Below are 25,623 nucleotides of genomic sequence, written 5' to 3' on the forward strand. Positions count from 1 at the left end.
TACTGTATAGTTTCGTTTATTCGCCTAAGAATTGTTCTTTAAAGAAATCAAGCTGATAGTCAAGCGTTAATGGGTCGTTGAAGTAGAATGCATTGGCATTTACCTTCATGACTTGATCTTGTTCAACAGCAGGAATGTTCTGATACGTTTCAGACTCAAGGAACGAGTTATCCTGGTCATCAAAGGCACTCACAACAAGATAGTCGCCCGCGAACTCAGGAACTGCTTCAAGCGACAACGCGTGGTAACCTGCTTCAAGTGCGGTTTCCTTTACCTTCTCAGGCATAGCTAGACCCATCTCTTGATAAAGGATCTCCGTTCCACGTCCCCAGTTGTCGCCATACACGTAAAACTGCTTGTCATATTTCTCAATGACAGAAACGGTTGTATCTTCACCAATCTTTTCTTTAATTTCTTCGCCTGCTGTTTCAGCTTCATCTTTGAAGTTCTGAACCCACTCTTTGGCTTCCTCTTCTTTGTTTAATAGCTTTCCAATTTCAATGTGTTGCTCAAGGTAACCGACTTTGCCATACGTGTATGTAACCGTTGGCGCAATTTCTTTAAGCTTGTCTACATTCTTAATGTTGGATAGTCCCACGATTAAGTCTGGCTCAAGCTCAATAATTTTCTCGATGCTGCTATCTGACACTTCTTCAACATCCTGTAGTTCTTCTTCCCAACGAGGGTTGTTCTTCGACCATGCATCCACACCGACGACATTTGTATCTAAAGCCATGACGTTCCCAGCGAATGAGGAAAGCACGACAACACGCTCAGGGTTTGCTGGCACTTCAACTGGCCCATTCTCAGATTCATACGTTCTCATTTCATTTGAGTTGGAATCAGTTTGACCTTTCTCGTCATCGTTTCCTCCACAGGCACTAAGAATGAGCAGTAGTAGCAGCAATGGCATGATAAGCTTCTTCATCTTCTAATTCCCCTTTAAGTAAGTTGTATGTTAAACACATAGGCTTCCCTGTTCTCGGGTCTCTTCCAATCAAGGCATCAATTTGAAACACTCGGCGAAGGACATCATTCTGAATAACCTCTTCATTGGAACCAGCTTTCACAATCTCACCTTGTTTCAGTGCAATCATGTAATCCGCAAAGCGAGCCGCTTGGTTCAAGTCATGAAGAACCATCACGATGGTGCGCCCTTCTTCCTCATTCAGTCGCTGAAGCAATTCCAACACTTCTAGCTGATGAGCCATATCTAAATAGGTCGTCGGCTCATCAAGGAAGATCATCTCTGTATCCTGGGCAAGTGCCATTGCAATCCACACGCGTTGACGTTGTCCGCCTGATAATGAATCGATTGCTTGATAACGGAACGCATCCGTACCTGTCACTTCAAGGGCCCAGTCAATCATCTCTTTATCTTCCTTCGATAGACGTCCAAAGCTCTTCTGATAAGGAAAGCGACCGTAAGAAACCAATTCTCCAACCGTCAATCCTGTGGCGGACTCTGGGGTTTGTGGGAGAATGGCCATTTTCTTCGCAAGCGCTTTCGTATCTTCCTTTACGATTCGTTCCCCGTCTAACAATATGGAGCCAGATTGATGTGGAATAATACGCGTCATCGCTTTCAATAAGGTAGACTTTCCACACCCATTTGACCCGATGATTGTCGTAATCTTTCCGTCTGGTATGAAGAGATCTAAATTCTTGATGATTTGTCGTTCACCATAGCCAACTTGAAGTTGATTGGTTTGTAGTCGGACCATGTTCAGGAAGCCTCCTAAAAAAATTTCTCAAAACCGTTGATAATGATTATCAATAGCGTTTACAATATAAACTATAAGACCTACGGAATGTTATTGTCAATCATTTATTGAACACGAACCATATAGGAGGAGAATTAGATGGCCAACCATGAACTGTTCGACGTCACGATTATTGGAGGAGGACCTGCTGGGCTTTATTCAGCCTTTTACAGTGGGCTTCGTGAAATGAAAACAAAGATTGTGGAATATCAACCAGAATTAGGCGGGAAAGTTCAAATCTACCCTGAGAAAATGGTGTGGGATGTTGGTGGCTTGCTCCCTACTCCTGGCGCTCAATTAAGGGAACAATTGGTGCAACAAGGCCTCACGTTTAATCCAGATGTCGTGGTAAATGAAAAGATTACTTCTATTGATAAGGATGAAGTCGGGAATTTCGTTCTACATAGCGCTTCAGGACGAAAGCATTACTCAAAGACGGTCATTGTGGCAACAGGAAGCGGAATCTTAAAGCCTCAGAAATTGAATATTGAAGGAGCAGAACGCTTCGAAGTGTCGAACCTCCATTACACGATTAAATCCTTAGCACGCTTTAAAGATAAGACGGTCGTCATTTCTGGCGGCGGTAACTCTGCTATCGATTGGGCGAATGAGCTTGAAGGAATCGCGAAGCAGGTGTATCTGACTTATCGTAAAGGCGACCTGAAAGGACATGAAGCACAAATCAGCCAACTGCACGAAAGTTCCGTTACATGTCTACCTTATACACAGGTGACTAAACTATTAGCTAAAAAGGACGCTTCTTGCATTGAGTATGTAGAGCTCAACCATTCTGAAACCGGGGAATCGCAAACGGTAGCCATCGATGAAATGGTCATCAATCATGGCTTTGATCGCGATGCATCCCTACTTGAGAATAGTCTTCTTGATCTGCAACTGATTCAAGATACATTTATTGAAGGAACAGCCTTGAGCGAATCTTCCGTAGACGGCATTTACGCAGCAGGAGATATCCTGATGCACGAAGGGAAGTTGAACTTAATTGCAGGCGCTTTCCAAGACGCCGCAAATGCTGTCAATCGAGCGAAAACGTATATCGATCCAACTGCTCAAAAAGCCGGCTTAGTCTCCTCCCACAACGACGTCTTTAAAGAGCGTAACAAGAAGCTCGTTCAAGAAATGATACGATAACACAAATAAGAGCAACCTCTTTAAAGAGGTTGCTCTTTATGTATAGTTCGTAAATTGAAACAGACTCAGCTTCTGAAGATATAGTAAGGAACGGCCTTTTCCACACCAAGTTTCTCAGAACATACTTGTAAAGAAATCATGCTGTTGTGATTTCTCTCAACAGCATAACCCTACCATTATTCCTCTTCTTCCCCATCCAACACATCAATCAGATAGAAACGCTCTTTGAAGGCACCCTTCTCTTCCACTTTGTTTCTTCTCATTTCTTCTAGTTGCTTTAGAGATGATCCTTTCAAGTCTGCTAATGCTTTCACCACTTCAAGCACGTCTGAAAGTTCTTCAAGCGTACTTTCGTTATCTTCTGCAGAAATTACTTCTTCCACTTCTTCTTGAAGTTTCTTATGTAACGCATCTTCAAACGCTCCGTCCTCTAACACTTGAAATTCAAACTCGTTTCCCGATTTTTGAATGTCATCTAAGATTCCGTCACGCACTAATTTATTGTAGACAGTCATCGTATCCGTCCCTTCTGTAGTTGTCGTTCGCTTTCACTATACTAAACGTTGCAACGATGTACAAACAAACTGAGAGCCCATCAATCTGTTTCACCCCTCAACCTCGTGGAATACACCTAGGACACAATAGTTATAAGGAGTGGACAACATGTCAACTTATGCAAAACAACTCGTAGACGATTACCGTCGTGGGGTACAATTATTCTCAGAGAAAATGCCAGAGATTGCTCGTCAATACAACGAATTTACGAAAGTTAGCTTTCAAGAAGGCGTGTTACAGAAGAAATACAAGCATTTAACTGCGCTCGCCATTAGCATCAAAGAACAAGATGAAACGTGCATAACGTATCATACACACCAATGTGTAGAACTAGGTTGTACAGATGATGAGATTCATGAAATTCTAGGTGTCGCCGCTGCATTTGGTGGTGGTGAAGCGATGAGTAAGGCCGTTACTACGGCGCTCGAAGCTGTTGAAGAATTTAGAGGATAACGTAACGTAGACCCATCATACTGATGGTGGGCTTTCTATTTATTGCAAATTTCGATGAATTCGATTGAAGATTCGAATTAGACTGGGTCAACATTCATGATATACTCCTCAGAAAGGAGTGGTTCGTTATGAAGATTGCATTCGTATTAGGAAGTTCACGACAGAACGGAAATTCTGAGTGGCTTGGACATCAGGTATTAGAAGGGTTGGATTATACAATGATCCGACTAACTGATTACAACATCCATCCCATTACCGACCAACGTCATGACCAGGCTGGCTTTCAACCAGTTGAGGATGATTATGAGAACGTATTGAATCTCTTCTTGCAACATGACGTCATCGTATTCGCTAGCCCTTCTTACTGGTTCGGCATGTCTGCCCAACTAAAGGCTTTCTTCGATCGCTGGTCCCAATATCTTCGTGACCCGCGTTATGACCTGAAAGCAGAACTGAGCCAAAAAGAAGCTTATGTCCTTATTACGGGTGGCTCTAACCCGAAGATTACCGCCTTGCCTCTCGTTCAACAATTTCATTACATCTTTGACTTTGTTGGGATGAAGATGAGCGGTTCACTTATCGGGCATGCCGTTAAGCCAGGTGAGATTCAAGATGATACTGAAGCGATCGCGGTCGCGAAACAATGGAACCATCAACTAAAGCAAAAAGGAAATGCATAAAGAGGACGATTAACTCGTCCTCTTTCCGTGTTTAACCTCAATCATTCATTTCTCGTCGTTATTCCTTTATAAGAGACGTTTCTCCCATCAACAGTTGTTCACATAACAGTTTATTCAAGTTGCCCAAATCTCTCATTTCATCTGTTGCCCCTTCCTCCATTGCATTCAATAGGTTCGAGCATTCCAAACAAATTTGAAAACAAGCTTGACTGATTTCCTCTGCAATAGGGGAGCCATTTTCTACAGTAGTTGCTGCGTGGTTGTAGGCTTCCTTACTCTTCTTCACTAATCGAATAGCCGTAAGGGTTTGTAATGATTGGTCGTTCTCTTGAAGCTCCAAGGAAACACCTCCTAATTTTTTACACAAAAAAAGCCAAAAAAGTACAGACCTGTCGTGCAGGCGTACTTTTTTGGCTTATGTCTGGCTTTATCATCCAGTTCATTCCTACCAAAGGAATTATATGTTTGTTGAGTTATAAAGAATGATTGATGTAAACAAATATGGACGAAGAGCGTAATATCTCTTTGTCCATACTTACTATAACACTGTAAAGCTGAAATGAAAAGATTGAGAGATCCTTCTTTCCAATACAATAGTTGTAAAAAAGTAGCGTTCTCATTGATTATTAATGGTAAAATTTAGGTATTAAACTCAAGTGGAGGGGTTCCATGAATAACCTAACAAAGCTCTTAATTACATGTACGTCTACAATTGTCCTTATTACGGGTTGTCACTCCGAAGCATCGACACACGTAGAGATAAAGATGGAAATGAAGAGTGAAGAAGAACAAATCCACATGTTAGAGACATACACATTTGATGATTATAAAAGGCTTCTCGATGAAGCTTTATCTCAAGCAACCAATATGAACCCTGATGCTCACCTAGAGAAATGGGTAATACGGACAATCGTCGAAGACAAGCTTTACTATGTATCTGATTTAACAGATAAACAAATAGAGCACCTTTCCGAACAAGCAATGAAAGAAGACCAACTATGGAAGACAATCGCAAGAGAAGATTATAACATTACTGTAACGGACAAAGAAATTGAAGAGTATATCCGTAATGGTCCTGATACGAGTGACTTCCCACAACACTTGGCTTATGCAGAGGCGTTAGGTCTGACGCTAGAAGAACTAAATCACGAGTTTGATCGAGATCTTTATGAGAAGAACGTCATGTGGTTAAAGTTAAAACCCAAACTAGCAAAGAAATACGGTATTACAGAGAACAATGCACAGGTTGAAAAGTATGAAGAGGAAGTGCAAGAACGTCTTAACAAAGGGTAGTTCTTTCAATTTATATTCTTAAAGGAAATTACGTAAAGACACAACGTGGTAACTACTCTTAGCCGTTTCAATCAAGTTGAGTTTGTTACACTCCTCTTAAACAAGGCTTTGAACAAGGTTGATGGTAATGAGTAACGCAGATAAAGAACCAGCAGAAAGAAAGGTAACCATTCTCCACCAATTTACCTCTTTAGAAGGTTTTACTGCCTCTCTAGATACTAAAACCCATAGGAAGATTGAACACATACATAATAGAAACATAGCCTCATTAGGCATCTCCTAACCTCCAATCCTGTATACGTTATTGGAAAGTACGTCCTCTTTCAAGATTGGATGAACCGAATGTAGCTTTCATTTATTCTTTCGGCATTGAGTAGGTTAGGGAACTTCCTTCCTCAATCTTCCTAACCATCTCTTTGAGAATTTCTTTCGCACGAGCATTCGACTCATATTTCCCTAGTACTCCACTCCAATCGGTAAAGAAACTTCTACCCATAACCCCTTCAATATCTTTTCCTTTAACTACAACCTGTTTAACATTCATCAAACTCTTCTCATTCTGCGTAAGTACCCATAGCATATGTTATCCCCCCTTCCTACTAACGACTACGGAGTTCTTTATATACTTGACGTTTCGTTTATGAATACAACCACCTCACCCAAACTACTTTCTATATGTATTTGGAAAACCCTTCAATAAATAAAGCACCCTCATGCTTGAGAGTTCAGCGAAATAGGTTGTAATTTGATTTCAACAGTCAATAGAATTTCAGTAAGCTACTACACCTGTTCTGATACCTTATAGATTAAACCGAATGCTGCACAACCTAAATTTTACATTTAGGTCTTTATTAATATAAAGAATTCAAGTAACATCATATAATGTTATTATTGGATACTATTGTTTAAGGAGGTGCCTTTCATTGGTCAAGAACCTACCCTTGTTGATCGCAATGCAAATGATAGGTTGCAGTACGCTAGTAATTGCTTCACAAATGAATTCACCGCAATTATTGAAATCGTTTCTACTAATTGCTAGTACTGTTTTAAATGTATGGAGTATGATTGGTTTAATCTTGCATGTAGGTATACAAAATGTTAGCAATAAAGAGTTATAGTCAATTTCTCTGTGCTAGCTAATAATGATGGGAAAAAGCTAGGGGGGCTTTGTAGGAAGCGATAACTCCCCCTTGCTTTTCTACTGATTTAGATTTATTCAAGCACTACTACTCGCTCTCAACTTGGTAGCCCTTGTGTGTTCTTTTCAACAGAAACCTCTCACTCCTTAAAGGCCGCTTCCCCATTGCATAGGATTAGGACCAGCCCATCCTCAATAATAGAACAAAACAAAAAAGGCACTGGATTCTTATCCAATGCCTTTCTCTACTTACTATAAGACGAACGTTACATCGCTGACTTCGTTGCTTCAGATTGAACGGGGTTCCCCTGGGATCCCGGCTTGACGAGCCAATTGCTTCTGAAAGCAATCGCGAATACAAGTCCAAGTGTTCCTAGTAGGATGGATGTAAACATCCAGCCTGCTCCTGCGCCCGCCATCATAGCAATTGGTCCGAACGTAACAATTGCGACTTCTACAGGCACCATGGCAATGTAGCCTAGTGCGTAATCATCAAGCGTTGTGCTCTTAGAATCTGGGTCTGCGACACGTAGAAGCGCCATTCCCATAGCAACCGTGCCGGTGCTCCAGCCCCAACCAAAGATTGCATTCTCAAATACGTGCTTCTTGAAGATTCTTGGTGCTACAAAGTTGTAGATCAAGAATGCCCATACGATTCCGAATAGTAGTAGTGCGATTAGTGGAACTGCATAATCCAACACAACAGATAGATTGATAGAGGCAATTCCGAACGCAACAAGTAAATCTGTTGCTGTGCTGCCAATGCGGTCCATGACACGCTTATCTACATATTCAGCTCCGCCTGTCTTACGAAGGATAAACTGGAACAAGATCCCGATTACGAAGGCTAAGCTTAATAGAGGAATATTAATTTGAGTAACCATTGACTCAATGAACATCTTCGTAAAGTAACTGACTAGAATTACGAGTGAAATCAAGGATACGTGAAATACGAATGGATCGATAGAAATTGTGGATACGGTGTCGTCTCCCATAGATTTGCGCTGAGATTTCGGGACAAGACCCGTTCTTAGTTGCGCGGGTAAATCGTTAAAGTCGGAGATAAATGAAGTCTTCTTCTTTCTTGCGCTATATTTGATGAAGAGCATACCACCGATTACGGAAGCCAAGATTCCAACGGTTGCTGATGTATAACCAAGCGTTGTTGCTTCTTCCCAACCTAATGAAGAAAATCCTTCTCCAATTGCAGCTGCTGTACCGTGTCCACCTACGAAACCAGCACCTAGCATTAATCCAAATCCAGTTGGCGTATCCCAAATGTTGTTAACAATGGCAAGACCGAATAACGCTCCGCCACCCCACATTAAGATTGTAATCGCCATGGAGTAAATCCACATGTTACGAACACGTCCAATTGTTTCAGACCATTTCACAGCAGCCTGTCCAATTGGAATCGCACCAAAGATAATTGCAATTAATACACCAGGGTACTGACTAACAAATTCAGAGAACGGAATCCAGCCAAAGCCACTAGGTCCAAGGGCTAATCCGAGTAATCCAGCGATAATACTAGCAGGAAGGAATAATTTCTGTAAGAAGGTCACCTTTGCTCTCAATACTACACCTACTAGAAGCAAAGCGGCAATAAATCCTAGGTCCAACATCAAATTCCAAACTGTCATACACATGTCTCCTTTCAAAATCATTCAAATAATGTAAAATTATGGAATTGTTTAGGGATAATTTTTTACATCCCATTTTGCGAACATTGTAAGCAAAAGTGAATGTAATTGAGGTTAAAACGTCTTCGTTTCACAACCAACTGTTCTCATTATAGCACGGTACTTTCTCAAAATGAAGATGTTTTTCGACAAAAGGCTAAAAAAATTCGTCATAAACGAACGAATACCTTGAAATACACCGGAAATCCTGAGTTTTATATACCATAGTCGCTCTTCCTCTTCATACCTCCTCATAGAGGCATATAGCTTCCAATCTGTATTCACAATTGCAGTCGTTATGTCGAATTGTAGGATTGACTCTCTTTCACATAATCCGAACATTCCTATTCGTTATAATGACCTCGATTCGCGTTAATACATACACCGTTCTAGTTCTACACTCACTTTATGCATCCCCTCCATAATTGTATTAAACTAGAAGAAGATATGAGGGAGGTGTGGGAATGGTACAAGTAATTTGGTTTAAACGGGACATACGCATGGACGACCACCGCCCCTTGTACGAGGCATGTCGCATGCAAGATAACGTACTCCCCCTCTACGTAGGGGAACCGTCGATATGGGAAGGAACAGAACAATCTGTTCGACACCTTGAATTCGTGAAAGAAAGCTTACGAGAGCTCCAGTCACAGTTCAAACGAGGGGGCGGGGAACTGTTTGTTGCGAAGGCGGAGATGATTGAGGTATTGGAATCCATCTATGACAACCTCGGGCAATTTACGTTGTGGGCGCACGAGGAACATGGAACTCCTCAGACGTTCGAGAGAGACGAGAAAGTCCGGGCGTGGATGAATGCAAAGGGACTATCTTTCATTGAATATCCACAGACAAGTGTGACTAGAGGTCCTTACGACCGTGCCCATCATAAGAAGAATTGGGAACGTTACATGAAAGAGTCAGTATATCCGTCGCCTGCTATGATTCATACATTAAGTAACGAGGAAACTTATTTCCCCCTTACGACAAAAGTCGAGACACTCGATTCATTAAACCCTGATGGAACACCCATCAAGTACGGCCAACAAGGCGGCATGTCGGTTGCCAACGAAGAGCTGGAGCATTTCCTGAGCGAGCGTTATGTCAGGTATATGGATGACATCGGGAAGCCGCTTGCTTCGTCTACATCAGGAAGTCGCCTCTCCCCTTATCTTGCTTGGGGGAATCTTTCCATTAGAACTGTCGTACAGAGAACAAGAAAACTGCGTTCGAAAGTTGTAGACGATGAGGATTTGAAACACCTTGATGGATTCTTGTCGAGACTCTATTGGCACGACCATTTCATTCAGCGACTTGAGGATGAACCTCGGCTTGCACATTCAACGATGAATGTAGCGTTTGATGAAGCATTTGGAGAATGGAATGAAGATTATTTCGAACGATGGAAGCATGGGGAAACAGGAATTCCAATGATTGATGCCGCCATGCAGAGCTTGATTAAAACAGGATGGATCAACTTCCGTTCACGCGCCATGCTCGTCTCATTCGCTTGTCATGCCCTTATGCTCAATTGGAAGAGACCTGCTCGTTATCTGGCTCAACAATTCCTAGATTACGAACCAGGTATTCATTATTCACAAATGCAGATGCAAGCTGGAACTACCGGATTTAACACAATTCGAATCTATAACCCGATTAAACAAGGGAAAGACCATGACCCAAATGGAAATTTCGTACGGCGACAGTTGCCACAACTGAAGCATGTTCCAAATAACTATGTTCACGAACCATGGAAATATGATGGGTTTCACCATTTACACTATCCTGAACCCATTGTGACCGTAGAAGAAGCTAACCGAGAGGCACGGAAACGATTTCGGTCCATTAAACAAGCACATGACACCAAAGCAGTTTCAGACAAGAATTACGACAAGCACGGCAGTCGACGCTCTCCTCAACAGCGACGAATAGAGAAAAAAGAAGAAGCAGGTCAATTGGCGTTTGACTTGTTTAACAATGAAACCTAAAGAAAGGGGCCAACCTGGTAATACGGTCGGCCCCTTTCCTTATCCCTCTACATATGGGAGAGCACGTGCAGAAAGTGTATATCCCTTCTTCTGCTTTGTAATCCACCCTTCTTTCTCCAATCGCTTCAACACTTTCATCACATCTTTCTCCAACCAGTGTTGAAGGACACCGAACTGCCTTGCCTCATGGAGGCGTAAAGCTCGTATCTTGTTCGTCGCCTTGCCCGTTACCACTTGTGTTAACAGTTGGGCGGACGAATTACGTCCCTCCTCATATATTAAGTGAAAGATGGACTCTACTTCTTGCCAATATAAAGGTTGTTTGTTCACGACCATGAATTCCAGTTGGTCAGACGCTCGGTTCTGTTCAAAGTAGTGGTCCAACTGTTCTTGATACCTACGCAGCAACTGTGGAAGCCCAACTTTCAGAAGATCTAGCCACTCCTCTACTTTATTGAGCATTCGCACATCTTGGAGCTCAATGTTACTAAATGATTGTAGTTCAGGTTGAATCTGCTCCTTAGGGAAATAAGATGACTCCAGAAGACGAAACATCTCCTCAACCGGATGATGCGGTCGCTCCCCTTCTAGGCGAGGAAGTTGGTCAATGGATGTCAACGTCTCCTTTATCCTCATCCATTCTCCTTGGAGGCACTCAACTTTCTCTTTTAACTTAGCCAGTTCACGTAGTTTATCAAGAAGCCTCTCGTTATTGCGGGCAATCTCATTAAATTGGCGTTCGGTTGTAGAGATGCGTTTCTTTGCTCGTTCAACATCGAACTCTTCAGGTAAGGTTAGTACATAATCTACTGGATTGAAGTAGACTTCATACCGACAGACCTCACATTGCAAGATAAGGTTTTCAGTTCTGGAATCGACCACCATGACCTTCTCGTGACCACAAAGCTCCCCACCTTCAGACCAGAGCCATTGACCAGGAATGGCACGAAATGGTCGCATCACAATCTCAACACGTTGACGCCAATAAGCGATATCATCTGGATACTTCAGTTGAGACAACAAATTAGAACGGTTCATCTTCTCAATAGATTCAATCACAACTTTCTGCTCTCTCCCGAATGCAATCAGGGGATGAGCATAGAAGGCAGACTGTATCCGTTCCTTCCACTCCTTCTCCTCTAGTTCTGAAAGATGAGCCGTAAATACATACTGACTAAGAAGCTTCTCAAGCAACGACCTCAGTCTCTCGTTGGAAAGGCGATTTAAATGAAGTTCAAATAAATACTCGTTATGAATAGGGATCCCGTGATTTGGGCTGAATTCCCGGAAGAGGAACAGTTCAGGTTTAACGAAGCCACCTAAATAGAGACCACCTTCACGATTAATCAAGATTGGCAAGATTCCATCCCCTTCAATACGAAGGAATTCTCTCACAGCTTGTATGTCCTTATCAGAGAACGTGTGTAAGATTTCTTCTAACAAACCATGAACACGTGCTAATGCGCCTCTTCGTACTTTGGAATCGATGGAACGAATCCACTTATGTTTCTTCCCTCCAGGATAAAAGACAAGGAGGGGTAAAGAATCTTCTTGGTAAGCCAATTGTGTAAGCGCCATATTCATCACCTAATTTCAACAGTTGTCTTCTTTCTATTGTATGGAGGGAGAATACCTATTTCAAATTTCAGCTAGCTATGTAAGAAGACCCCTTCCAAATAGGATGGGGTCTTCAGACTGTTATACATTAAATTGTTCTTTAAGGTGTTGACGAAGTTCAGTTACATATTTCTCAACATCAGGATTCGCAATGACGTCATGAGCACCGAAGCTCTTCATCGGTTCCATCCCTACATATTTATTCATGTTATGAAGGTGGTCAAGCGCTTCGTCTAACGTCTTTCCTTGGAAGAATTTACTCTCGTCATTAAATGCGTATTCAGGAGCATTCCAAGTGGTAGAAATCATGAATTTCTTGCCTGTCATTAACCCACCATTTCCATATTCACTTTCGCCACCGAAGAATACTCCATATTCGTATACAAGATCAAAGTACGTTTTCGTCGCACCTGGCAGACTGAACCAATAGAGAGGCGTTTGCATGATAATTGCATCTGCCCACTTGAATTTCTCCTGCTCTTCTTTCACATCATAGCCATCATCAATTACAGTTGTTTGAACCTTGTATGAGCCCTCTATATTACTCACAATCTCATCGAATAGTGTTTTATTTAATTGTCCTTTTGCGAATGGATAGTATTGGTGTCCATTGATAATAAGAATGTTTCGCATGATTGTATGCCTCCAACTTGTTTTATAGTTCAATTGTTCGAAAACCATCGAACTGTTATTAATACTAGCACCTTCTCATCTTAGTCGCAACCCATTCATACCCATCCATATTATGGTTATATAACACAAAAAAGAAGCACTAGATTAAATCTAGTGCTTCTTAAATATCTTCTTCCTCTATGCCAATTACGGTATCGAGTAAGCCTGGGAATTTCTCATTGATTTCTTCTCTTCTTAAAGAATAGAAATGCTCTTTACCAACAATCTTGGCTTGAATTAACCCCGCTTCTCTAAGAACTTTAATATGGTGAGATACCGTTGACTTTGGCAACATTAACCTTAGTGTATAGGTCGTGCAATTATTCTCGCCACTCTCATCAAGGCAACGAATAATCTTAACACGATTCGGTTCACTAAGCGCTTGTAAAACTTTCGTAAACGATACGCTTTCTATGGGTGGATGATACGGTATTTTCATAATTCGTATTGTAGTATGAAACCGGTGTGAAAAGCAAGTTCTAGAGACTCACACTTAAGCTATAACCTGAGGTTATAGCCATATTTCAAATACGTATTTCCTGAATGGTAGCCTGCTGCGTTACCGTTGTACTTGAGGATCACGAAGTAAACAATTCCTTTAATGCGTCCAACAAGTCACGGGATGAAGCAAGCAGATACATGTCACGGGTAATGGGGTCTCCTTCTATCGGAAGAAAGGTTACGCCGCGAAACTCGATATTCGATGCCATCATGTAAGGTACGTAGGCAATCCCAGCCCCTAATGATACAAGACCCGTCATAGCCTGATAGTGAGTTTCAAGTGGCTTACCCGTATAAGGGTGCTTGGCAAGCATCCTGTTAATATGAGGTAACGACGCGCCTTCAGACGGGAGGATTTGAGTCATGGAAAGGCACTCTTCAACGGTCAAGTTAGATTTCAACGCCAAAGTAGATTGAGAAGGAACCGCTGCCAAGAATCGGTCTGTAAACAGGAATTCACTGTGTAATCCTTCTACCACCGAGATATCTTGCACAATAGCAGCATCAATCTTTCCTGACTTTAAATGAGGGACAAGATGTTGACTATCCTCTTCAATCACCGTGACATGGAAAGACAGGTGTTGAAGCTTTGAATAGTGTTGATGCAAGTAATACGTACTAATGATAGGGGTTGACCCAAAGCGAATCACATCGTCTTGCTCGTAGCGTTTAATTGTCCGATGAATTTGAGAGAACATAGGCTCTAGTTCTGTATAAAGACCTTGACCTTTCTCTGTTAGCAAGATGCCTTGTGCATGACGGATAAACAAAGGAAAACCCAGTTCCTCTTCTAGTAGCCGAATCTGCTTACTTAAGGCTGGTTGGGAAACAAAGAGTCGTTCCGCCGCTTTTGAGTAGCTTTGGTGCTTTGCGATTTCAATAAATGATTGTAATTTCTGGAGCTTCAACAGCAGAACTCCTTTCTAAACTTATGGAGGTGTAACCATGCATACAGGATTTTCTTATGTGTTCGGAATGATTGTGACTCATTTAGGGACAGCATTGGCTGTCAAATCCGGACTCGGAGCAGGGTTTTGGTCTGCCCTTTATGTTGGACTTAGTACCACAACAACGCTCTCTGCCGGTGTGTGGTTCTGCATAGTCCAAGTTGTCCTACTATGGGTAAATGCTAAATTGAAGAGCCGGCAAATCGAATGGGCCGCAATTATCCCCATCCTGATTGAAAGCTTGTCCTTTCACATTTGGCTCGAGATGGTGTTGTCGTCTGTTCACCTTGGTGAAGCCCCTTTCTTCGTACAGGTTCTTGTCTTTCTAATTGGAATGACAGTTGCAGGAATGGGGATTGGTTTATATGTCCAAACCGGTTACGTCCGTTCCCCTGTAGATGAACTCTTCCTTGCGATCAGTCACAGATATGGCTTATCTATTGCCGTATCCCAAACGGCAGTAGCAGCAACGATTACAGCTATAGCCTATGTGTTGGATGGTCCAGTAGGATTAGGGACCTTACTTTCTATCCTTGTGTTCGGCCAGTTTATTCAATTCTTTGAGAGGAAATTTTCTCCTTATTTCACTAGTCAAAGGACGATGCATGAACATGTATAATCTTCCTTCCGCTACCCTTTCACCGGCTTCTTCCGATTCAGAGGACTGTAAGAAGTAGTCGGTGTGCCTTGATGAAAGAACATTTGCCATTTGCCATTCCTCTTCCGCCAAAGGGAGCTATGAAGTCTATGTTCAGCAGTAAGACGGTTATAAATTCGGAATGTGGTTTGAACGACGTCTGTGGAGAGCGGCTGCACGTGAAAGAGATGAAGGTCATAATGAACCGAGCCAGCACCGCTACTGCCGATATTATCCTCCTTCCTCCACACCGTTCCTGATGACCCAAATTCAATGAAGTCATCCGCTAACAGCTCATGAATCCGGGCTTTGTCTAAGCGGACTTCATCCGTAAGCAGCGCCAGTTCGAGGTTTAGAAGCGTATCGTAGAGAGATGAGTCCTCATTCATCGTACAGTCACCATACGAAGCGTTCTGAACGTGTCTCCAAATAATTCATCCTCATATTCTTTCTTCTTCGTAAACCCGTGCTTCTCATAGAAGCGAACCCCTTGCGCATTCTCCTTCTCCACATCCACTTCGACCTCAGTCCAGTCCTCCATTCTGTCCAACCCGTACTGCAGTAATCGAGTCCCAATCCCTTTCCCTTGGTGAGTAGGCAACACATACAAGGCTCCAATATAAAACGTTTTCCCTTCAATCTTTGAGAAGTTGCCAAACCCGATGACGTCACCTTGCTCTTCTGCTATGTAGAACATCCCTTTCACCCGATTTTCCATGGAATGTTGGGAGTAGGCATTCGCTATGAAGCGGTCCTGTGCATCTCTGTTGATAATCCCTTCATAGGTAGCATGCCATGTTTCCGATGCCACTCGTTGAATGGCTGGTATATCACGCTCATTCGCCTGTCTAATCATATAATCAACCTCACATCCATTAAGAGTTTGACACTACATGTTCGATAGCCGTTATGGGATTTCCTCCTAAGTCGTTTCGATTTACAATCCCCAAGCATTCCTCTACCATTTTCTTTTGTGGATTGTTTCGATGAACAGAACCATAGTAAGAATAGTGAAAAGGAGGGGATCAAGTGAGCCAACCTAGAATTTGGACACGTGATTTTATTAGCATTTCCCTTAGTAACTTCTTTGTATTTCTCGTCTTTTACGGATTGCTCACAACGCTTCCGATTTATGTTGTCGACCGTTTACAAGGTACAGAAAGCCAAGCTGGTTTAATTGTTACCATTTTCTTGCTTGCCGCTATACTCGTCCGGCCTTTCTCTGGGAAATTACTCGAAGCATTCGGGAAGAAGCGGATGCTACTCATTAGCGCCATATTTTTTGGCCTTTTATGTATACCCTATTTATTCGTAACAGATTTGTCGTCCTTATTGGTGCTCCGCTTCATCCATGGCATTACGTTCAGCATAGCGACCACAGCTACGGGAGCAATTGCTGCTGACACCATCCCAGCTGAACGACGAGGAGAAGGACTCGGCTACTATGCCATGTCTATGAACGTAGCCGTTGTTGTTGGTCCGTCACTTGCGCTTACGATTATTAATGCAGTTGGTTTTAACCCGTTGTTCGTCATTTTCGTAGGTGTCTTAGCGATAGGTTTCTTCTTTATTGCTACACTCCGAACGGAGGAAGTGCAACTTACAGAGAAACCTAGCTGGAAGTTCACAATAGATGACCTCTTTGAGAAACGCTCAATTCGCGTTGCCTTAATCGGTAGCTTTGTGGCGTTCACTTACTCAAGCATCATTTCATTTATTTCTATTTATACGAAGTCACTTGGCCTCTTGCAGGCAAGTACGTACTTCTTTGCCGTGTTTGCGATGGCCATGCTACTCTCCCGTCCGGTAACAGGAAAACTGTTTGACAGAGTCGGGCCATCTTACGTCATGATTCCTTGCTTGGTGCTCTATTCCATTGGGTTGCTCATGCTTGCTCAGGCGGATGGAACTACGGGAATTATACTTGCTGCCGTACTCATCGGTCTCGGCTATGGAACCCTTGTACCAAGCTTCCAAACACTAGCCGTTCAAGCTGCACCACCCAAACGAAGCGGCCATGCCACAGCCACCTTCTTCACGTTCTTTGATTCTGGCATTGCCCTAGGTTCTTCTCTATTAGGGATTGTTGTGAGCCGATTCGGGTATGTAGAACTTTATATGACATGCAGCGCACTTGTCCTCTTTATTGTAGTTGCGTTCTATGTGTTCTTTACGAAACATCAGGCGAAACAGCAGACAGCTTAACCAAGAGAAACCCTCTCGTGGATGATGAGAGGGTTTCTTTATTTATTGTACATAGGGTGACGTATATTCCATCCCATATTCCGAGGCAAGAGTTTGAAGCTTTGTCTCGTATTCAAGAAGCATCGTTTCAGCCTCCATGAACAACGCATCCGATTCATCAAGCAGTGCCTCTTCTTGATTGTTTACTGCTTGATACACCTTTGTTAATGCTTCAAATTGTTTTTCAGAGGCGCTCACGTAAGTTTGGTGAATGTTCTTCAACTCCTCTGCTTCTGGCTCTATCAGCTTCAGTCCATTAACCACTTTCTCATAACGAGGAAGCACTTCTGATTCCATCGTTGAAACTAATGTACCTGCTTGTACATTCGGATCGCTTACAAGCTGATTGAACGTGTCAATGGCAACCTGTTCCTCCTGCTGGATTGCTACCAGATCTTCTTCTACGTATTGAACGAACTCCGTCTCAACATCTGCTCCTCCACCCTGGCCAAACGCAGCCATCGTAGCAGAAGACATCGAAGTCGTATCCATCCCCGCTGTGAGCGAAGAAAACGCCATCCCTACTCCCAATAACACACTCATCAACACATTCATACCCTTAAGCCCCTCCTAAGAATCACGTAGTCTACTCAAGTACTCTCTTCCCCATCTGCAAGCCTTTGAACCTATTTTTTCCATATTTTCGGGACAGGGGGACAGGCTCATCGTCCCACTCCTTTAGGTTGAGGGGGGGGACATTGTACCTGTCCCTCCGTCCCACGTTTCTATTAAATTCTTTGAGGGTACTAGCATTCGTAGACTATTGAAGGAGTGATGAGTAATGGCACGATTAGAAGGTAAGGTCGCAATTGTAACTGGTGCGGCAACAGGCATTGGACAGGCTACTGCAGAGCTATTTGCAAAGGAAGGAGCTGTAGTAATCTGTGCGGATGTGGATGAAGAGAAAGTCAACAAGACCGTTCAATCGATAAAGGACGAAGGGGGCACAGCGGAGGCTCAATACTTAGATGTATCTAGTGAAGAAGTTGTGAAGGAATTCGCTGAAGAAGTAAAGAAAAAGCATGGTGCTGTTGATGTGTTATTTAACAACGCGGGTGTCGATGAGGAAGGTGGCAAAGTACACGAATATCCAATGGAATTGTTCGACAAGATTCTTTCCGTTGACTTGAGAGGGACATTCATGACAAGCAAATACATCATCCCACTGATGCTCGAACACGGTGGTTCTATTATTAACGTATCGTCCATGTCCGGACGCGCTGCAGATTTAGACCGTTCTGGCTATAATGCAGCTAAAGGTGGAATCATTAACTTAACGAAAGCGATGGCCATTGACTATGGGCGTCAAGGAATTCGAGCAAACTCGATTGCACCGGGGACAATTGAGACGCCACTTGTGGATAAGCTTGCTGGTTCTAAAGAAGAAGACGAAGGACAACAATTTCGAGAAGCGCAGGAATGGGTAACCCCAATGGGGCGTCTTGGACAACCTAATGAAATGGCTAAAGTAGCTCTCTTCCTAGCATCAGATGACAGTTCCTTCGTGACTGGAGAAGATATTCTAGCTGACGGAGGCCTTCAAGCATATACCTGGCCAGGTAAAATGCTATTTGAAAAAGGCTGGAAGTAAGTAGGACAGGGGGACAGGTTCGCTGTCCCAGAATGGGACGAGGAACCTGTCCCCCCTGTATCTACGACACAAAGTAGATCACAATAGGCATAGTAATGATACTTAGTACAGTTGTGGCGAATGTGGAAGTTGTGACAGTTTGAGGGGCTGTCTGAAATTGGATAGCGTACATCGTCGTATTTGCAGCTGTTGGTGTAGCTGCCATAATGATCATAATTTGCTTTGTGAGTAGATCAACAGGCATTGGCATTACAATCAATGCGGCAAGTAGCGGTGCTGCTACTAATTTCAAGACGAGCGCAATGGAAACTTTCATCCGGTCCACTGTATCCACCTTTAGTGTAGCAAGTTGCATCCCTAGTGTAAGCATAATAATAGGAATCGCGGCACTAGCTACAAGCTCAATGCCTCCCTTTAATTCTCCTAGTGGCAAGTGAAGATAGTGAAATGCAATCCCTACAAGCGCTCCGTAAACCATCGGCATTTTACGCACCGCCCGTAACGCGGCACTGATTCCATCGCCGTCTTTCCCACCTTTGGCCGCATAGTACACCCCTAGCGTGCTCATGAGTAGTTGTTGAAGTACCATTAAGACAATCGCAGTTTCCATCCCAACAGAACCAAATAAAAACAGGATAAGCGGTGTTCCGTAGTTCCCGTTATTCGTGAAAGCTGACGATAGTACAAGACCGCAACGCTCTTCCTCCGTATAACGCCCAAACTTCGAAAGCACCGTCACGATGAGTATAATCGAGGCACATAACCCGAGCATGTAAATCAGAATAAATACATAAGAAAACGTGATTGTCTCTTCGTAAAAGGTTTGAAAGACAAGGACAGGAACGAGTATATATAAAGCCAACTTTGAGAAAGGAGACGGATCAAAGTGGAGCAACTTCTGGGCGATAAATCCAAGACCAAATACAAAGAAAATTGGAAGCAAAACCGTTACAAATGACATGTTCTCACTGTCTCCTTTACCATTCTTCTCATAAAAGAAGAGGGCTTTCAGCAAGCCCTCACCCATTTACAAATTAAATACAACAATCTTCTCTTCTGTCATTTCTTCAATGGCATAACGAGGTCCTTCCTTCCCATGCCCGCTTTTCTTCACCCCACCGTAAGGCATATGGTCTACACGGTATCCTGAAGTGTCGTTCACAATTAATCCGCCCACTTCAATCTCCTCCATTGCCTTCATGGCGAATGCTAAATTATTAGTGAATAGTCCAGCTTGCAAGCCATATTCCGAGTCGTTCACTTTAGCAATGACTTCCTCTTCTGTTTCATAAGGAGCGATGGCTACGACAGGACCAAAGACTTCCTGACGACAAACTTTCATGTCGTCATGCACATTTGTGAGAACTGTCGGATGGTAGAAGACACCTTCACGTTTGCCACCTGTCTCTACAGTCGCACCTTGTTCTACTGCTTCCTTCACCCATGCTTCTACACGTTCTGCCTCAGATTCTGCAATCATTGGCCCCATATTTGTAGATGGGTCTCTTGGATCTCCGAGTTTAATTTCCTTCGTGTACGCTTTCACCTTGTCAACAAATGAGCTGTATACATCCCGATGAACATAGACTCGTTGTACAGAGATGCACACCTGTCCTGCATTATTGAAACTTTTCTGCGCGACTTGCTTAGCAGCTTCCTCAACATCTGCATCATTGTGAACGATTGTGGCTGAATTGTTCCCAAGCTCCAGCGCGACCTTTCGAAGTCCAACCTGCTCCCGAATGAGTTGGCCGACTCGCGGGCTACCAGTAAAGGTGTACATGTCAATCTCTTCGTTCGCTGTTAGTAGCGGACCAACCACGTCGCCTTTGCCTGTTAACACGTTCAGGCGACCTTTAGGAAGACCAGCCTGTTCAAATAGTTCTGTGAGCAAGAGTGCGCAAAGCGGAGTTTTCTCATCAGGCTTCAACACCACACTATTTCCTGCTGCAATGGCTGGCCCAATCTTATGACAGACAAGATTCAATGGCACGTTGAAGGGTGTAATGGCCGCCACAACACCAACTGGATATCGCTTCGTAAAGGAGTGACGATTCTCAGAACCTGGTGCAGATTCAACCGGAATCCCTTCTCCGTGAATTCGCTTCGCTTCTTCTGCAGAAATCTCTAGCGTCAAGGCAGCGCGACCAACCTCTCCCCTCGCTTCTGCAATCGGCTTCCCTACTTCATCTGCAATCGTTGTGGCAAACTCCTCGTTCCGTTCGCGAAGGAGTTTGGCAACTTTAGACAAGACCTCGTACCGTTCATATGGTGAAAACGGTACCCTTAATGCTTCCTTACCTGCACCGACAGCACGAATTACGTGTTCTTCTGAGGCTACAGCTGTTTCTCCGACTAAACTTTGTGTGTATTTGTTATAAACTTTTTCTGTCTCATCAGTGGCTGTCCATTCCCCACCAACATACAATCCGAACCGCGTTTCCGTTACACTATTCATCCGAACATCCCCTTTATTCGTTATAACGTTACGACCTTTTCGCGTGTAGTAACTACAAGTTCTTCGGCTTTTCCAGCGCTACCAAATACATCGATCTTCTCCATAACCTTTTGCTTCATCACTTCTTTGCCTGCTCCAAGTGAATTCGCTAATACGATATCTGTCGGATTGCTTGCCATGTACTGTTGTAAGCCATATGTGTACGCCTGACGCAACTCAGTATCTACATTAATCTTACTTACACCGAGCTGTATGGCACGCTGCACCTGCTCGTCCGGAACATCAGAGCCGCCGTGAAGAACAATCGGGCGTTGCACGGCTGCTGCGATTTCTTCAAGACGGTCAAAGCGAAGATTCGGCGTTTCTTTATAAATACCGTGTGCTGTTCCAATCGAAACCGCTAAGTAGTCGACATCCGTCGCAGTAACGAACTCCACCGCCTCAGCTGTCGTCGTAATGAGCGCATCTTTCTCATCAACGGTAATGTCGTCTTCTGTTCCACCAATCTTTCCAATTTCACCTTCACTTCCTATGCCTAGCGCACGGGCTGCTTTCACGACATGGTCTGTAATGGTTGCGTTCTCTTCGAACGTACGGGCAGAACCGTCAAACATGACCGACTGGAATCCAAGCTGAATCGCTTCCATTGTTTGTTCAAATTGACGACTGTGATCCAAATGAATGGCAATCGGAACCGTTGCATTCTCAGCGAAACTATCCACCATCGCCTTCATCTGTCTTAATCCAAGCGTTTGGATCACCTTTTGTCCAATTTGAATCATAATTGGTGCACGCTTCTCCTCCGCCGCTTCAATAATGGCAGCGATTGTCTCTGCATTGTGTGCACTAAACGCCCCTACCCCGTACTGATGTTGTCGAGCATGTTCAAGCATCGTTTTCCCATCGAGAAATGCCATGTGAATCTCTCCCCCATTTAGATTTACCGCTTCAGTTCTATGCTGTAGTGGTACTGATCATTTCGGTACTTCGTCTTTGTATACTCAATTGGTTCTCCGTTCACCCCAAGACTTAGCCGCGTCATTTCAAGCAAGGCTTCCCCAGCACGAATCCCTAATAAGTCGGCTTCTTGAATCGTTGCATTAATAGCCGAAATCTTCTCACTAGCTCGATTTAAGTACACATTGTATTTCTCCAGAATTTCATAGTAGCGCGCTTCATTTAAGTCAAATTCCATAAGGATGTTCCCAATGGATTGCGGCCAGCACGTTCGTTCAAGTGCAACCGGAACATCATCTGCGAAACGGATTCGCTCAACGAGTAAGATTGGTTCGTTCTCCTCTACATTTAACATGGAACGTTCATGGTGTAGGTCTGTTTTAAATTCTGCACGAATGAATTGACTTCGAGGTGTCTGCCCTTTCTCAAGTACTTCTTCTGCAAACCCCTTCAACTGACCCAAGTTCCCGATAAGCTTTCGAGGTTTGACAATCGTACCTCGTCCTTGTTTCTTCTCAAGCAAGCCTTCTTGGACAAGCAGTGAAATCGCTTGACGGATAGTCGTTCGACTAACATCAAATTCTTTCATAAGCGCCTGCTCTGTCGGGATTAGCTTATCCGCTCCCCATTCTCCATTCTGGATGCGTTGAATGAATACGTCTTTCAGCTGAATGTATAGGGCAACCTCTTTATTTGGATCAATTAATTTTCTCATGGTTGTAAACTCTCCTTTGGCTTAACGGCGGGTAGCTTGGCGTCCCACCTCCTAGGAGAGGACGTAACCAAGCATAGTAGGACTCAGGGTTCTCTATAAATTGAGAAGGTAAACCTCGTTCGCCTTCATGAATCACATCTTCAAGCTTAACGGGTTTCAGCTTCATTTCATAGTCATCCATCTGCTCCCTCACAAAGGAAACCATAATATGATCGGCACCTTCTTTCGCCCATTCTCCACCGACACGCCCTACTTCATAGGCTTCCATTTGGTCTTGTGTCGACACTTCTTGGCTTCCTGCACGCTGATTCATGCCAAGTAGCTCGGAACGAACGGACAATTGCAACTCTTCTTTTAGAAAGGCTTCGATTTCTTCTGAGATTCCTCCAAGTACGGCACGCCCATGGACGACGGCTCGCTCAATCTGCTCTCCGTCCTCCCACTTCACCCCTTCGCTGACGACTACAACTGCGTATCCGTAGTCACGAATGGCTGCTTTCACCACACGTAGAAGTTCTTTACGATCAAGCTTTTGTTCAGGGACGGCGATGAAATGGGGGCCTTCTTCTGGATGCTCCTTGTATACCCCAGATGCTGCTGCTAGCCAGCCAGCATTCCTCCCCATCGTCTCCAACACGCGAATTTGTTCGAAATTCTTCATCGCATGTAAATCTCGAGAAGCATCCTTTACGTATTGGGCAACGTAATGCGCCGCACTTCCAAAGCCAGGAGCATGATCGGTAGACCCTAAATCATTGTCGACTGTTTTCGGAAGGCCAATTACGGTTAACTCCATACCTTGCTGAATCGCTTCTTGCTTCACTTTCAACAAGGCTTCCATCGTTCCATTCCCACCAATGAAAAAGAGTGTGTCCGCGCCCTGCTTCTTAAGATTTGTCACCGCTTGTGTAATAGCTTCATCCGTGAACGCGTAGCGACCAGAACCGAGACACGCACCTGGGACGTGGCGATGACTCGTGACCCATTGGATGGTGGCTTCATCTCCAGTTAAAAAGTGTTCGTTGACGAGCCCTTCATATCCATTCTGAACAAACAATACCTCACACTCATCCTGCACCGTTTCGACAAGGCCGACAAGCGTCGCATTAATAACCGCAGTCGGACCTCCCGCCTGACCAATGGCCACCTTCTTCATTTGTATCCCCCTATACTGTTATGCCGTATAGACGATCGTTTCTAGACCCAGTTGACGCCCAAGCTCAATCAGCTCATCGGCAACATCAGCATATACGAGCGCGTAGTGTGGCTCGAAACCATCTTCCATAAGGCCATACAGCGTTTCATTAATATCTGTTTCTAATTGCACTTCAACGGAAGTCCCGTTAAATCGCTTCGGCGTATCCAATGCATTGCCTCGCATCACAAGCAGTCGATATCCATCTGGTGTATATCCGACGCGGAACATCGTAACTTGACCTGGCTTTAATCCAAACTCCATCGTAAAGCCTAGCTTCCTGTTTGGATGAACCCCTGGCTTTGCGCCTTGTTCTGGATGTGCAAGAGAATACGCCCCAGCACCACAATGCCAGAATACGACTGAATTGCTCGCTTCATTGACGTGTACCATATCCCCTAGATACGGAGCGAGTCCTCCACTCATTTGCTGCAGAATAAACATGGATACAGAGCCGTGGATATCTGCTTCACACGAGGAAACAATGCCATCTTCTGTGAATTGTGAAAGCGTTGAGCAGGCTGCTGCACCTAACTCATTAAAGAATTCAGGCCAGCAACGAATGGCTAGAGCTGTTAGCTGCTCGTTTTCAATGACGGACTCCATGAATGTCGTAAACTGTGCAAATCTGTGGACAGTCTCATCTGTTCGATTCAAGCCAATCACTTGTTGCTCAGCACGCGTAATCGCATGTTCATATTCCTCTTCAGTCAACTTCTTAGATTGAGTAAATGCATGCTCAAGATCTACATCCTTCACTTCAACCCCAAGCTGTTCTTTCAATAACTCTACGTCCGTTCCTGAGAAGAAGAAGCCTGGAGGGTGTTCCCCAATCACACCAATTCGAAGCTGCTTCAGTTCTTCCATGACACCCCGAACTTTAAGCTGAACCTCAATTTTCTTCTTCACTTGTGCTTCTTCTGGATTTCCGAACAAAAATGTATATGGATGTTTCGCGCATTTCAGAACATGGCTTGTACTATTTCCGCCTGTTAATGAGTTCAGTCGAAGTCGACCGTTGATGCTAGGCTCACGTATCGACCAAACGATTACAGGCGCCTCTATTTCTCTGATAAGCGTTTCAACAAACTCTCCATCTGCAAACGTGACACTTTGGTAAATCGTCGTAATGATTTCATCTTTTTGAACCGCTTTCAGAAAATGTTTCAAGTCGTCTGGAGAGGTTAGAATACCGTCCGGCTCAATGACATTCACATCGAGGCTGTTCAGTACCTCTGAACTTTTTTGACGTTGTACTTCCCCTGCTTCAAGATCGAACGTCTTGCGTCCGATTGGTACGTATAATATGGAATAACTCATTCCTTCTCCCCACCCTTTTGCTGTATTACTTTTACTATAACATAGGTCACTACCTTTTCAAATAGATAGTG

The 25,623-nt window shown here is 43.7% G+C and carries 28 protein-coding genes; 8 read left to right on the plus strand and 20 right to left on the minus strand.

All coding sequences use genetic code 11. From position 1 onward, the window contains the following. Nucleotides 1–16: 16 nt before the first annotated feature. Both H513_RS0109220 and H513_RS0109225 read right to left on the minus strand, forming a co-directional pair. A complete protein-coding gene (locus H513_RS0109220; RefSeq protein ID WP_026800493.1) occupies nt 17–928 on the minus strand; it encodes an iron-hydroxamate ABC transporter substrate-binding protein in 912 nt (303 codons plus the stop codon). After that, entirely contained in the window at nt 882–1,724 is an 843-nt protein-coding gene (locus H513_RS0109225) for an ABC transporter ATP-binding protein (protein WP_026800494.1), read from the minus strand. Before H513_RS0109225 ends, H513_RS0109220 begins: the two co-directional genes overlap by 47 nt. Before the next feature lie 138 nt (nt 1,725–1,862). Here H513_RS0109225 and H513_RS0109230 point away from each other — a divergent pair, with 138 nt between their 5' ends. Then, nucleotides 1,863–2,912: an NAD(P)/FAD-dependent oxidoreductase gene (locus H513_RS0109230; RefSeq protein WP_026800495.1), complete on the plus strand. Its 1,050-nt coding sequence runs from the start codon at nt 1,863–1,865 to the stop codon at nt 2,910–2,912. A gap of 176 nt (nt 2,913–3,088) precedes the next feature. On the opposite strand, the gene H513_RS0109235 is transcribed toward H513_RS0109230, so the two are convergent. Next, nucleotides 3,089–3,427 carry a nucleoside triphosphate pyrophosphohydrolase gene (locus H513_RS0109235; protein WP_026800496.1) on the minus strand — a complete coding sequence of 113 codons (339 nt, stop codon included), beginning with the start codon at nt 3,425–3,427 and terminating at the stop codon, nt 3,089–3,091. 148 nt (nt 3,428–3,575) lie between these two features. Here H513_RS0109235 and H513_RS0109240 point away from each other — a divergent pair, with 148 nt between their 5' ends. Together H513_RS0109240 and H513_RS0109245 are read left to right on the plus strand one after the other, a co-directional pair. Then, complete coding sequence (locus H513_RS0109240; protein ID WP_026800497.1) at nt 3,576–3,920, plus strand: carboxymuconolactone decarboxylase family protein; 345 nt, start codon at nt 3,576–3,578, stop codon at nt 3,918–3,920. A gap of 128 nt (nt 3,921–4,048) precedes the next feature. After that, nucleotides 4,049–4,600 (plus strand): flavodoxin family protein, encoded by a 552-nt coding sequence (locus H513_RS0109245; protein WP_026800498.1) that lies wholly within the window; start codon nt 4,049–4,051, stop codon nt 4,598–4,600. A 58-nt stretch (nt 4,601–4,658) separates the two neighbouring features. Here the strand turns inward: H513_RS0109245 and H513_RS0109250 are convergent, their stop codons facing one another. Beyond that, complete coding sequence (locus H513_RS0109250) at nt 4,659–4,940, minus strand: hypothetical protein (RefSeq protein WP_026800499.1); 282 nt, start codon at nt 4,938–4,940, stop codon at nt 4,659–4,661. A gap of 329 nt (nt 4,941–5,269) precedes the next feature. On the opposite strand from H513_RS0109250, the gene H513_RS0109255 reads away from it, so the two are divergent. Continuing rightward, complete coding sequence (locus tag H513_RS0109255) at nt 5,270–5,893, plus strand: hypothetical protein (protein ID WP_026800500.1); 624 nt, start codon at nt 5,270–5,272, stop codon at nt 5,891–5,893. A 96-nt stretch (nt 5,894–5,989) separates the two neighbouring features. Here the strand turns inward: H513_RS0109255 and H513_RS0109260 are convergent, their stop codons facing one another. The 3 genes from H513_RS0109260 to H513_RS19910 all read right to left on the minus strand — a co-directional run bounded on the left by H513_RS0109260 (nt 5,990) and on the right by H513_RS19910 (nt 8,674). Further along, on the minus strand, nt 5,990–6,169 hold the full coding sequence (locus tag H513_RS0109260; protein WP_026800501.1) for a hypothetical protein: 180 nt from the start codon (nt 6,167–6,169) through the stop codon (nt 5,990–5,992). 79 nt (nt 6,170–6,248) lie between these two features. Then, nucleotides 6,249–6,473: a hypothetical protein gene (locus H513_RS0109265; RefSeq protein ID WP_026800502.1), complete on the minus strand. Its 225-nt coding sequence runs from the start codon at nt 6,471–6,473 to the stop codon at nt 6,249–6,251. Between the two features lie 824 nt (nt 6,474–7,297). Next, nucleotides 7,298–8,674 (minus strand): sodium/glutamate symporter, encoded by a 1,377-nt coding sequence (locus tag H513_RS19910; protein ID WP_051239828.1) that lies wholly within the window; start codon nt 8,672–8,674, stop codon nt 7,298–7,300. A gap of 503 nt (nt 8,675–9,177) precedes the next feature. On the opposite strand from H513_RS19910, the gene H513_RS0109280 reads away from it, so the two are divergent. Further along, nucleotides 9,178–10,698 (plus strand): FAD-binding domain-containing protein, encoded by a 1,521-nt coding sequence (locus H513_RS0109280; RefSeq protein ID WP_026800504.1) that lies wholly within the window; start codon nt 9,178–9,180, stop codon nt 10,696–10,698. A gap of 39 nt (nt 10,699–10,737) precedes the next feature. On the opposite strand, the gene H513_RS0109285 is transcribed toward H513_RS0109280, so the two are convergent. The 4 genes from H513_RS0109285 to H513_RS0109300 form a co-directional block, all read right to left on the minus strand. After that, on the minus strand, nt 10,738–12,276 hold the full coding sequence (locus H513_RS0109285; protein WP_026800505.1) for an RQC-minor-2 family DNA-binding protein: 1,539 nt from the start codon (nt 12,274–12,276) through the stop codon (nt 10,738–10,740). 120 nt (nt 12,277–12,396) lie between these two features. Next, entirely contained in the window at nt 12,397–12,948 is a 552-nt protein-coding gene (locus tag H513_RS0109290; protein ID WP_026800506.1) for an NAD(P)H-dependent oxidoreductase, read from the minus strand. Nucleotides 12,949–13,108: 160 nt separating this feature from the next. Next, a complete protein-coding gene (locus H513_RS0109295) occupies nt 13,109–13,426 on the minus strand; it encodes an ArsR/SmtB family transcription factor (RefSeq protein ID WP_026800507.1) in 318 nt (105 codons plus the stop codon). A 139-nt stretch (nt 13,427–13,565) separates the two neighbouring features. Further along, the gene (locus tag H513_RS0109300; protein WP_026800508.1) at nt 13,566–14,396 is read right to left on the minus strand and encodes a LysR family transcriptional regulator; all 831 of its coding nucleotides are present in this window, start codon (nt 14,394–14,396) and stop codon (nt 13,566–13,568) included. A gap of 37 nt (nt 14,397–14,433) precedes the next feature. On the opposite strand from H513_RS0109300, the gene H513_RS0109305 reads away from it, so the two are divergent. Continuing rightward, on the plus strand, nt 14,434–15,054 hold the full coding sequence (locus H513_RS0109305; protein WP_026800509.1) for a YczE/YyaS/YitT family protein: 621 nt from the start codon (nt 14,434–14,436) through the stop codon (nt 15,052–15,054). 11 nt (nt 15,055–15,065) lie between these two features. On the opposite strand, the gene H513_RS19915 is transcribed toward H513_RS0109305, so the two are convergent. Together H513_RS19915 and H513_RS0109315 are read right to left on the minus strand one after the other, a co-directional pair. Next, nucleotides 15,066–15,461: a nuclear transport factor 2 family protein gene (locus H513_RS19915; RefSeq protein WP_036769646.1), complete on the minus strand. Its 396-nt coding sequence runs from the start codon at nt 15,459–15,461 to the stop codon at nt 15,066–15,068. Continuing rightward, nucleotides 15,458–15,928 (minus strand): GNAT family N-acetyltransferase, encoded by a 471-nt coding sequence (locus H513_RS0109315; protein WP_026800510.1) that lies wholly within the window; start codon nt 15,926–15,928, stop codon nt 15,458–15,460. Before H513_RS0109315 ends, H513_RS19915 begins: the two co-directional genes overlap by 4 nt. Nucleotides 15,929–16,101: 173 nt before the next feature. On the opposite strand from H513_RS0109315, the gene H513_RS0109320 reads away from it, so the two are divergent. Next, nucleotides 16,102–17,277 (plus strand): MFS transporter, encoded by a 1,176-nt coding sequence (locus tag H513_RS0109320; RefSeq protein WP_026800511.1) that lies wholly within the window; start codon nt 16,102–16,104, stop codon nt 17,275–17,277. Nucleotides 17,278–17,319: 42 nt separating this feature from the next. Here H513_RS0109320 and H513_RS0109325 read toward each other — a convergent pair whose 3' ends face one another. Next, complete coding sequence (locus tag H513_RS0109325; RefSeq protein WP_156111438.1) at nt 17,320–17,859, minus strand: hypothetical protein; 540 nt, start codon at nt 17,857–17,859, stop codon at nt 17,320–17,322. A gap of 238 nt (nt 17,860–18,097) precedes the next feature. On the opposite strand from H513_RS0109325, the gene H513_RS0109330 reads away from it, so the two are divergent. Further along, nucleotides 18,098–18,907, plus strand: coding sequence for an SDR family oxidoreductase (locus H513_RS0109330; RefSeq protein ID WP_026800513.1), 810 nt, complete (start codon nt 18,098–18,100; stop codon nt 18,905–18,907). Nucleotides 18,908–18,968: 61 nt separating this feature from the next. On the opposite strand, the gene H513_RS0109335 is transcribed toward H513_RS0109330, so the two are convergent. The 6 genes from H513_RS0109335 to sftI form a co-directional block, all read right to left on the minus strand. Beyond that, nucleotides 18,969–19,868 (minus strand): AEC family transporter, encoded by a 900-nt coding sequence (locus H513_RS0109335; protein WP_026800514.1) that lies wholly within the window; start codon nt 19,866–19,868, stop codon nt 18,969–18,971. 66 nt (nt 19,869–19,934) lie between these two features. Further along, nucleotides 19,935–21,365, minus strand: coding sequence for an aldehyde dehydrogenase family protein (locus H513_RS0109340; protein ID WP_026800515.1), 1,431 nt, complete (start codon nt 21,363–21,365; stop codon nt 19,935–19,937). 20 nt (nt 21,366–21,385) lie between these two features. Beyond that, nucleotides 21,386–22,282, minus strand: coding sequence for a class II fructose-bisphosphate aldolase (locus H513_RS0109345; RefSeq protein ID WP_026800516.1), 897 nt, complete (start codon nt 22,280–22,282; stop codon nt 21,386–21,388). A 23-nt stretch (nt 22,283–22,305) separates the two neighbouring features. After that, nucleotides 22,306–23,037 (minus strand): GntR family transcriptional regulator, encoded by a 732-nt coding sequence (locus H513_RS0109350; protein WP_026800517.1) that lies wholly within the window; start codon nt 23,035–23,037, stop codon nt 22,306–22,308. Further along, on the minus strand, nt 23,021–24,193 hold the full coding sequence (locus H513_RS0109355) for a diphosphate--fructose-6-phosphate 1-phosphotransferase (RefSeq protein WP_026800518.1): 1,173 nt from the start codon (nt 24,191–24,193) through the stop codon (nt 23,021–23,023). Before H513_RS0109355 ends, H513_RS0109350 begins: the two co-directional genes overlap by 17 nt. Before the next feature lie 18 nt (nt 24,194–24,211). After that, nucleotides 24,212–25,552 carry a sulfoquinovose isomerase gene (sftI, locus tag H513_RS0109360; protein WP_026800519.1) on the minus strand — a complete coding sequence of 447 codons (1,341 nt, stop codon included), beginning with the start codon at nt 25,550–25,552 and terminating at the stop codon, nt 24,212–24,214. Nucleotides 25,553–25,623 lie beyond the last annotated feature (71 nt).

It is taken from the genome of Pontibacillus halophilus JSM 076056 = DSM 19796 (genome assembly GCF_000425205.1).
GTDB classification, from domain to species: domain Bacteria; phylum Bacillota; class Bacilli; order Bacillales; family BH030062; genus Pontibacillus_A; species Pontibacillus_A halophilus.